The sequence below is a fragment of the Saccharopolyspora rectivirgula DSM 43747 genome, assembly GCF_000497205.1.
In the GTDB taxonomy this organism is placed as follows: domain Bacteria; phylum Actinomycetota; class Actinomycetes; order Mycobacteriales; family Pseudonocardiaceae; genus Saccharopolyspora; species Saccharopolyspora rectivirgula.
In genome coordinates, this window is record NZ_AYJW01000099.1 from 1 (window position 1) to 8094 (window position 8094).

General features: G+C 69.0%; 10 protein-coding genes. 8 read left to right on the forward strand and 2 right to left on the reverse strand.

Translation table 11 applies throughout. The features are described from left to right. The 4 genes from uppS to SREC43747_RS0118335 form a co-directional block, all read left to right on the forward strand. The coding region (gene uppS / locus SREC43747_RS0118320) for a polyprenyl diphosphate synthase (RefSeq protein ID WP_037332561.1) at positions 1-557 on the forward strand (557 nt) is incomplete at its 5' end. Further along, positions 554-973 (forward strand): hypothetical protein, encoded by a 420-nt coding sequence (locus SREC43747_RS0118325; protein WP_029722833.1) that lies wholly within the window; start codon positions 554-556, stop codon positions 971-973. The genes uppS and SREC43747_RS0118325, both read left to right, overlap by 4 nt. Before the next feature lie 67 nt (positions 974-1040). Beyond that, entirely contained in the window at positions 1041-2036 is a 996-nt protein-coding gene (locus tag SREC43747_RS0118330; protein ID WP_029722834.1) for a permease, read from the forward strand. Next, complete coding sequence (locus SREC43747_RS0118335; protein ID WP_029722836.1) at positions 2036-2737, forward strand: TIGR03943 family putative permease subunit; 702 nt, start codon at positions 2036-2038, stop codon at positions 2735-2737. The genes SREC43747_RS0118330 and SREC43747_RS0118335 overlap by 1 nt, the downstream gene beginning before the upstream one ends. Before the next feature lie 2 nt (positions 2738-2739). Here SREC43747_RS0118335 and SREC43747_RS0118340 read toward each other — a convergent pair whose 3' ends face one another. Both SREC43747_RS0118340 and SREC43747_RS19995 read right to left on the reverse strand, forming a co-directional pair. Then, on the reverse strand, positions 2740-3162 hold the full coding sequence (locus SREC43747_RS0118340) for a Fur family transcriptional regulator (RefSeq protein ID WP_029722837.1): 423 nt from the start codon (positions 3160-3162) through the stop codon (positions 2740-2742). Continuing rightward, positions 3159-3623: an ArsR/SmtB family transcription factor gene (locus SREC43747_RS19995; protein ID WP_051388146.1), complete on the reverse strand. Its 465-nt coding sequence runs from the start codon at positions 3621-3623 to the stop codon at positions 3159-3161. Before SREC43747_RS19995 ends, SREC43747_RS0118340 begins: the two co-directional genes overlap by 4 nt. A gap of 236 nt (positions 3624-3859) precedes the next feature. Here SREC43747_RS19995 and SREC43747_RS0118350 point away from each other — a divergent pair, with 236 nt between their 5' ends. The 4 genes from SREC43747_RS0118350 (at position 3860) to SREC43747_RS0118365 (ending at position 7721) form a co-directional block, all read left to right on the forward strand. Next, positions 3860-5245 carry a glycine--tRNA ligase gene (locus SREC43747_RS0118350; RefSeq protein ID WP_029722840.1) on the forward strand — a complete coding sequence of 462 codons (1386 nt, stop codon included), beginning with the start codon at positions 3860-3862 and terminating at the stop codon, positions 5243-5245. Between the two features lie 147 nt (positions 5246-5392). After that, positions 5393-6028: a YdcF family protein gene (locus tag SREC43747_RS0118355; RefSeq protein ID WP_029722841.1), complete on the forward strand. Its 636-nt coding sequence runs from the start codon at positions 5393-5395 to the stop codon at positions 6026-6028. A 45-nt stretch (positions 6029-6073) separates the two neighbouring features. Then, on the forward strand, positions 6074-7372 hold the full coding sequence (locus SREC43747_RS0118360) for a deoxyguanosinetriphosphate triphosphohydrolase (protein WP_029722842.1): 1299 nt from the start codon (positions 6074-6076) through the stop codon (positions 7370-7372). Between the two features lie 163 nt (positions 7373-7535). Further along, positions 7536-7721, forward strand: a complete 186-nt coding sequence (locus SREC43747_RS0118365) for a hypothetical protein (RefSeq protein ID WP_029722845.1) — start codon at positions 7536-7538, stop codon at positions 7719-7721. Positions 7722-8094: the final 373 nt, after the last annotated feature.

The following is an 8094-nucleotide window of genomic DNA, read 5'->3' on the forward strand; positions in this document are numbered from 1 at the left end:
GGAAGCGCAGCCCGGAAGAGGTCCGGTTCCTGATGAACTTCAACCGGGACGTCATCCGGCGTCGGGTTGATGAGCTGGACGAACTCGGGGTTCGGGTGCGCTGGGCAGGCCGCAAACCCCGTCTGTGGGGCAGCGTGATCAAGGAGCTGCAGGCCGCGGAGGAACGCACTCGCGGCAACGAGGTGCTGAACCTGACGATGTGCGTCAACTACGGCGGCCGAGCTGAGATCGGGGACGCCGCGCGGGAGATCGCCAGGTTGGCCGCCGCCGGCAAGATCAACCCCGAGCGGGTGAACGACCGCACCGTCGCGAAGTACCTGTACCAGCCGGAGATGCCGGACGTGGACCTGTTCATCCGTCCCTCCGGGGAGAAGCGGACGTCGAACTTCATGCTCTGGCAGTCCGCCTACGCCGAGTTCGTCTTCCAGGACACCCTGTTCCCGGACGTGGACCGTCGACACCTGTGGGCCGCGTGCGAAGAATACGCTCGCCGGGACCGCCGCTTCGGCGGTGCGGTGGACCGTGCTGCCGAGGCCGCTCAGGAGGCCAGCCGATGAGCCAGGAAGCGGAGACCACCGCGAAGTTGATGACGGCGGCCAAGCAGGCCCTCGAGCTGTACCACGACGTGCACGTCGACGACGACGGGGCGCTGACCTTCCGGCACTCCGACGTGCCGTGCGCGGTGCAAGCGATGCAGCTCGCGGACGGGTTGACCGTGCTCAGCTTGACCTGCGTGGTGGCCTGGGACTTGCCCGCGAGCGACGAGCTGTCCCGCGCGGTCGCCGAACGGGCGGGGCAAGGGCTGTTCGGCACGCTCGGCGTGGTGCGCACCGAGCGGGGGGTGGACGTCACGCTGCGGTACGCGTTCCCCGCGGAGGGCATGGCCACGGCGCCGTTGAGCACGCTGCTGATGCTGGTGGTGGCCACTGCTTCCCAGCTGCGCTCCGAGATCCTGGAGATGTTCACCGACTGACCTGCTACCGGGAGTGATCGGACGGGTCCGATGAGTGACCGGCCGGGCCGGTTGCGATCATGGACGGGTGGTTCGCACCGTCCCGCCCGCAGCGCGCCGCAAGGTCACCTCGGTCGAGGTGCTGTGCGGGCTGCTCGTCCTGGCAGTGGTGTTCCAACCGGTGCTCAGCGCGCTGCTCGACGTTCCGGCGATCAGCACCGGGGCCACGGTCTTCGTGGCGGTCTGCTTGCAGGCGCTGCCGTTCCTGGTGTTCGGCGTGCTGGTCAGCGGGCTGATCGCGGCCTTCGTTCCGGCCGAGCGGCTGCGCCGGCTGCTGCCCGCGCGCACGTCGCTCGCGGTTCCGGTCGCGGGCGCGGCGGGGGTGGCCCTGCCGGGCTGCGAGTGCGCCTCGGTCCCCATCGCCCGGCGGTTGGTGCAGCAGGGGGTGGCGCCGGCCGCCGCGCTGTCGTTCCTGCTGGCGGCGCCCGCGGTGAATCCGGTGGTGCTGGTGTCCACGGCGGTGGCGTTCCCCGGTGAGCCGGCCGTGGTCGTCGCGCGGTTCCTCGGGTCGCTGCTGACCGCTTGCGCCATGGGGTGGTTGTGGTCGCGGGTGGGTGATCCGGGGTGGATCGCCGAGCGGGCGCTGCGGCGGGTGGAGTCCGCGCAGGAGGGCAGCCGGTGGTTGGCCTTCGCCGAGTCGGCGCGGCACGATCTGGTCGAGGCCGGTGGGTTCCTGGTGCTCGGCGCGTTGATCTCGGCGGTGTTCAACGTCGTGGTGCCGTCCTGGTGGCTGGAGTCGCTGGGCGGCCAGCTCGTCCTCGGCGTGCTGGTGTTGGCCGTGCTGGCCGTTGTGCTGGCGCTGTGCAGCGAGGCCGACGCGTTCGTGGTGGCGTCCCTGCCCGGGGTGCCGTTGCTCCCCAAGCTGGTGTTCCTGGTGGTGGGCCCGGCGGTGGACTTGAAGCTGTTCGCGCTGCAGGCGGGGACGTTCGGTCGCGGGTTCGCGGTGCGGTTCGCCCCGGCCACCTTCGTCGTCGCGGTGGTGTGCGCGACGGCCGTGGGCTGGCCGCTGCTCGGGGAGCGGTGATGCGTCGGGAAGCCCAGAACCTGCTGCTGTTGCTGGTGGGCGGTGCGCTCCTCAAGACCAGCTGGGACGGGACCTACGCGCGCTACGTCAAGCCGGGCATGCTGCCCTGGCTGGTGGCGGCGGGTGCGGTGGTCACCGCGCTGGCGGTGGTCGCGGTCGTGCGGGACGTGCGGGCCGGTCGGGCTGCGCGGTCGGGGCACGGGCACCGCAGCGCGTGGCTGCTGTTGCTGCCGGTGCTGGCGATCTTCCTGGTCGTCCCGCCACCGCTGGGGGCCGACTCGGCGTCTCGGAACCAGTCGGCGTCCCCGCCGGCTCCCGAGTCCCGGTTCCCGCCGCTGCCGCCTGAACCGCGGCCCCTGTTGAGCGTGTCGGAGTTCGTCACCCGGGCGGTGTGGGACGGCAACGGGGAGCTGCTCTCCCGGCAGGTGCGCTTGCGGGGGTTCGTGGTCCACCCCGAGCCGGGGAGGAGTCAGCTGGTCCGGATGCGGATCAGCTGCTGCGCTGCGGACGCGTCACCGGTGAGGGTGAATTTGGTGGGGCCTGGGGCTGCCGCTGCCGAGCGGCTGGCGGAGGACACCTGGATCGAGGTGGTCGGGACGCTGCAGCCGGGCAGCGTGCGCGAGGAGAACGGCTACGTGCCCGCGCTGCGGGCCACCCAGCTGCAGGAGACCGCTGCCCCGGCCGAGTTCTACGAGTACTGAGCTCAGTCCTGCTTGGCAGCGCATTCCGGGCAGGTCCCGATGATCTCCACGGTGTGGCTGACGTCGGAAAACCCGTGTTCGCGGCCGATTCGTTCCGCCCAGTTCTCCACCGGGGGATCGGAGACCTCCACGGTGCGGCCGCAGTGCCGGCACACCAGGTGGTGATGGTGGTGGCTGGAGCAGCGGCGGTAGACGGCTTCACCCGAATCGGTGCGGAGTACATCCACCTCGCCGGCGTCGACCAGGCTCTGCAGCGTGCGGTACACGGTCGTCAGACCGATTCCCTCGCCTTGCTGCCGCAGCAGCTCGTGCAGCTCTTGAGCGGAACGGAAGTCGCTGACCTCGTCGAGGAGCTTGGAGACTGCAGCTCGCTGCCTGGTGGCGCGCAGGCCTGGTACGCCCGCCGGACGCTCGCCGGTGGTCACGTTCTCTCCGTTTCCTTTCGGCTTCCTGATGCGGTGTGCGGGCCAATGGTGCCACGGGAGCGGGTGCTCTCCTCGGCGTGTGCGACGGCGTCCACCACGATGTGGGCCAGGTGCTCGTCGACCAGCCGGTACACCACTTCCCGGCCGTGCCGTTCACCGTGCACCACTCCGGCCGATTTGAGGACCCGCAGGTGCTGGCTGATGAGGGGTTGCGCGACGCCGAGGGTGTCGACGAGCTCGTGCACGCAGCGAGGGGACACCCGGAGTTGCAGCACGATCGCGATGCGCACCGGGGCGGCCAGTGCGCGCAGCAGCTCGCCGGCCTCGATCAGGGTCTGCTGGTCCTGCAGCGGTGCCGGGCGGAGGTCGCGCTCGGGCGCGTGCTCGTGCTCCTCGGCGCCGTTCAGGTTCCCGGCCGAGTTGACCAGGTTGGTGTCCGATCCGGGGCTGGCAGCGGGCATGGCTTCCCTTTCGCGTGCGTACGTGGTCCGGATGACCTCGACCGCGAGGAACCGCGTCAACCACCATCCTACGGGTAAGGTCACCACGGTCAGTTGTGTTGCCGCCGCACTGGGTGGTTGCCCGGTGCCCGGGCGTATGGTCCGTGTTGTGGCATCGGTACGCTGGGAATCTCCAGCGGTAGTCGATGTTCCGACCAGCTGGTTCGACGTACCCAGTGAAGAATTCCGGAGTTAACGTGCCCGCCGATCTGATCGACACGATCGTCAGCCTTTGCAAGCGCCGTGGTTTCGTCTACCCGTCCGGCGAGATCTACGGTGGTACCCGGTCGGCGTGGGACTACGGACCGCTCGGCGTCGAGCTGAAGGACAACATCAAGCGCCAGTGGTGGAAGTCGATGGTGCAGGGCCGGGACGACGTCGTCGGCTTGGACTCGTCGATCATCCTGCCCCGGCAGGTGTGGGTGGCGTCCGGCCACGTCAACGCGTTCCACGATCCGCTGGTGGAGTGCACTTCCTGCCACCACCGCTTCCGCTCCGATCAGCTCGCTGAGGAGTACTCCGAGCGCACTGGCAAGGAGATCGCCGAGGACGACCTGTCCGAGGTCCCGTGTCCGGACTGCGGCACGCGTGGCCAGTTCACTGAACCGCGTGAATTCAACATGATGCTCAAGACCTACCTCGGTCCGGTGGAGAGCGAGGAGGGTCTGCACTACCTGCGTCCGGAGACCGCGCAGGGCATCTTCATCAACTTCGCCAACGTGCTGACCACCGCCCGCAAGAAACCGCCGTTCGGGATCGGGCAGATCGGGAAGTCCTTCCGCAACGAGATCACGCCCGGCAATTTCATCTTCCGCACCCGCGAGTTCGAGCAGATGGAGATGGAGTTCTTCGTCGAGCCGGGTGAGGACGAGAAGTGGCACCAGTACTGGATCGATGAGCGCAAGAAGTGGTACATCGATCTGGGCATCAACCCCGACAACCTGCGGGAGTACGAGCACCCGAAGGAGAAGCTGTCCCACTACTCGAAGCGGACGGTGGACATCGAGTACCGCTTCCGCTTCCGCGGCCAGGAGTGGGGTGAGCTGGAGGGCATCGCCAACCGGACGGACTTCGACCTGACCACCCACGCCAACCACTCGGGTGTGGACCTGTCCTACTTCGACCAGGCCACCAACTCCCGCTTCCGGCCGTACGTGATCGAGCCGGCGGCCGGTGTGGGGCGGCCGATGATGGCGTTCCTGGTGGACGCCTACCACGTGGACGAGGCCCCGAACGCCAAGGGCGGGGTGGACAAGCGGACCGTGCTGCGGCTGGACCACCGGCTGGCCCCGGTGAAGGCCGCGGTGCTGCCGCTGTCCCGCAACGCCGACCTGTCGCCGAAGGCGAAGGACATCGCCGCCCGGTTGCGCAAGCACTGGAACGTGGAGTTCGACGACGCGGGTGCGATCGGCCGCCGGTACCGCCGGCAGGACGAGATCGGCACCCCCTACTGCGTGACCGTGGACTTCGACACGCTTTCCGACCAGGCTGTCACGGTCCGGGAGCGGGACTCGATGTCCCAGGAGCGGGTGGCCATCGACAAGCTCGAGGAGTACTTGGCTGCTCGGCTCGTCGGTTGCTGACCGGTTGACCAGAGCACCGTGGACGCCGCCCCATCGCCCGGTGGGGCGGCGTCCGCTGTCCTGGTGGACCAGGTGTGAACGACCGCGGTTGTTGCTCCGTCCGGCGGACAACTCCGCGAGTATTCGGATGTGAGTCGGGAGCGGGGTATGCGCTCGTCGAGAACCGGGTTGACCTTGTCCCGGGTAGTGCTCGGAGCTTTGCTGGTGGTGGCGCTGGTCGTCGGCGGCACGGCGTTCCGGGTGTGGCAGGTCGCCCGGCAGGACGACCGTCGTCCGGTTGATTTCGTGATGGTGCTCGGGGCGGCGCAGTACCACGGCAAGCCGTCCGACGTGCTGGAAGCGCGGTTGGACCAGGCGCTGGAGCTGTACCGCGACGGCATGACCGAGTACGTCGTCACGGTCGGCGGCCGGCTCGACGGCGACGTCTACACCGAAGCGCAGGCCGGGAAGAAGTGGCTGGTCGAGCACGGGGTGCCGACCGATTCGGTGATCGCTCTCGACGTGGGCAGCGACACGCTCGGCAGTGTGCGCGCGGCTGCTCTGCTGGCCGACGAGCGCGGTTGGCGGAGCACGTTGATCGTCAGCGATCCTTGGCACTCGTTGCGCTCCCGGACGATGGCCTCGGACTTCGGGTTGCAGGCGTACGCTTCGCCGACCCGTTCCGGTCCGATGGTGCAGACCAGGGAGATCCAGTTCCGCTACATCGTCCGGGAAACCGCGGCTCTGCTGTACTACCGGTTGACCCACGCTTCGTCCGAGGTGAGCGAGAACGGCCTGGGCTGATCCGGAACGTGTGGCCCGTCGGTGCGCCGCCGTAGTCTGGGGTCGATGAGTTCCGGTGAGACGGCAGTTCCTCGTGGGTACAGCGCGCACGACGTCGCCCGCCTGGTCCAGGAGCAGCCGAAGCTGGCGGAAACCGAAGCGGGGGGTCCCCGGCCACCGTTCGCGCGGGACCGGGCTCGCGTGCTGCACTCGGCGGCGTTCCGCCGGCTGGCCGGCAAGACCCAGGTGGTCGGGCCGGAAGAGGGCGATGTGCCGCGGACCCGGTTGACGCACTCCTTGGAGGTGGCGCAGATCGGCCGGGGGATCGCGGAGGCGCTGGGTGCTGATCCGGACCTGGTGGACACCGCGGGGCTGGCGCACGACCTGGGGCATCCGCCGTTCGGGCACAACGGGGAGCAGGCGCTGGACGCCCTTGCCGGGGATTGCGGTGGTTTCGAGGGCAATGCCCAGACGTTGCGCGTCCTCACCCGCCTGGAGCCGAAGCTCGTCGAGGAAGGGGAGGTCGGCCGGGGGTTGAACTTGACCCGGGCGGGGCTGGACGCGGTGGCGAAGTACCCGTGGGAGCGGTGCCCGGGGGTGGCCAAGTTCGGCGTGTACGCCGATGACCGACCGGTGTTCGACTGGATGCGGGAGGGCGCGCCGGACCGGGCCAGGTGCCTGGAGGCCCAGATCATGGATTGGGCCGATGACGTGGCCTATTCGGTGCACGACGTCGAGGACGGCGTCCACGCGGGGCGCATTTCGCTGCGGTCGTTGACGAGTCCGGAGGAGCGCGCCGAGACGGCGCGTGTGGCGGCCAAGCACTTCTGGGGCGGGCCGGAGACGGGTGACGCGTCCGCTCTGCTGGAGGAGGCGGCGGCCGGGCTGGTGCGGTTCCCGCCGGTGGCGGCGCTGCTCGAGTACGACGGTTCGTTCTCCGCCCAGGTGGCTTTGAAGCGGCTGACCAGCGAGTTGGTGGGGAAGTTCGTGGCGGCCGCGGTGGACGGCACGGTTGCGCGGTACGGGCCGGGCCCGCACACCCGCTACGGGGCGGATCTGGTGGTCGCCGAGCCGGTGTTGGCCGAGGTGGCGGTGCTCAAGGCGGTCGCGTTGCGCTACGTGATGAGCGATCCGCAGCGGTTGCGGTTGCAGGAGCAGCAGCGCGAGTTGTTGTGCGAGCTGGTGCCGGCGTTGGCGGAGCGGGCCCCCGAGTCGTTGGACGTGCTGTTCGCGCACGAGTGGCAGCGGGCTTCCGATGACCGGGGCCGGTTGCGGGTGGTGCTGGACCAGGTGGCGTTGTTGACGGATGCGCAGGCGGTCGCCTGGCACCAACGTCATGTACGCAGAGCAGCCAAAATAGTGTGACGTGCACCCAAATGGGTAGTTGCACGAGGTTCGATCTCGCAGCATGGTTACAGAGCGTGTGATTGGGCGTTGGGAACGCCATCCCGATCCTCGTCCGCACCGCACCGACCCCCGACGTGCGGTGCGAAAACCCTGAAACCCCGTGCCGCGAGGAGCCCCCGAAATGCCTAACCGGCATTACATCCAGAAACTGACTGTCAGCGGTGAACCCTACGTCAACGCCGACAACCTGGCCGACTGGGTGAAGTCGCTGCGTTGGCAAGACCCGGCTGCGCAGCAGGCGGCCGACTACATCGCGCAAGAGCTTCGACTGATGGGACTCTCCGACGTCGAGGAGTCCCTGCGCTGATCTTCCCAGCGCGCCAGCAAGGGAACTCTCCTGCCGGAACGAGCCAGGGAAGTTCCCTTGCTCCCCCAGGGTGAGGCCCACCCCGACACGACACCCCGCCAGCGCCCCACCCCGCGCCCCGGTTGGCGATTTGCGCCAGCCGGGCGTGAAAACCTCCAGTTCCCGCACCCTGGCTGGCAGACTCGGTGCAGATCGAGCACCCCAGCGGGAACGGAGTCCAGCGGCCGTGACGCAACACTTCGACTTCACCTTCGCCCTGCACCACAACCTGGCCCCCGCGGCCGACCGGTCCTTCTGCTGGTCGCCGTACTCGGTGGCCAGCGCCGTGGGAATGGCCGCCGCAGCGACCGCTGGAGCCGCGCACGACGAGCTG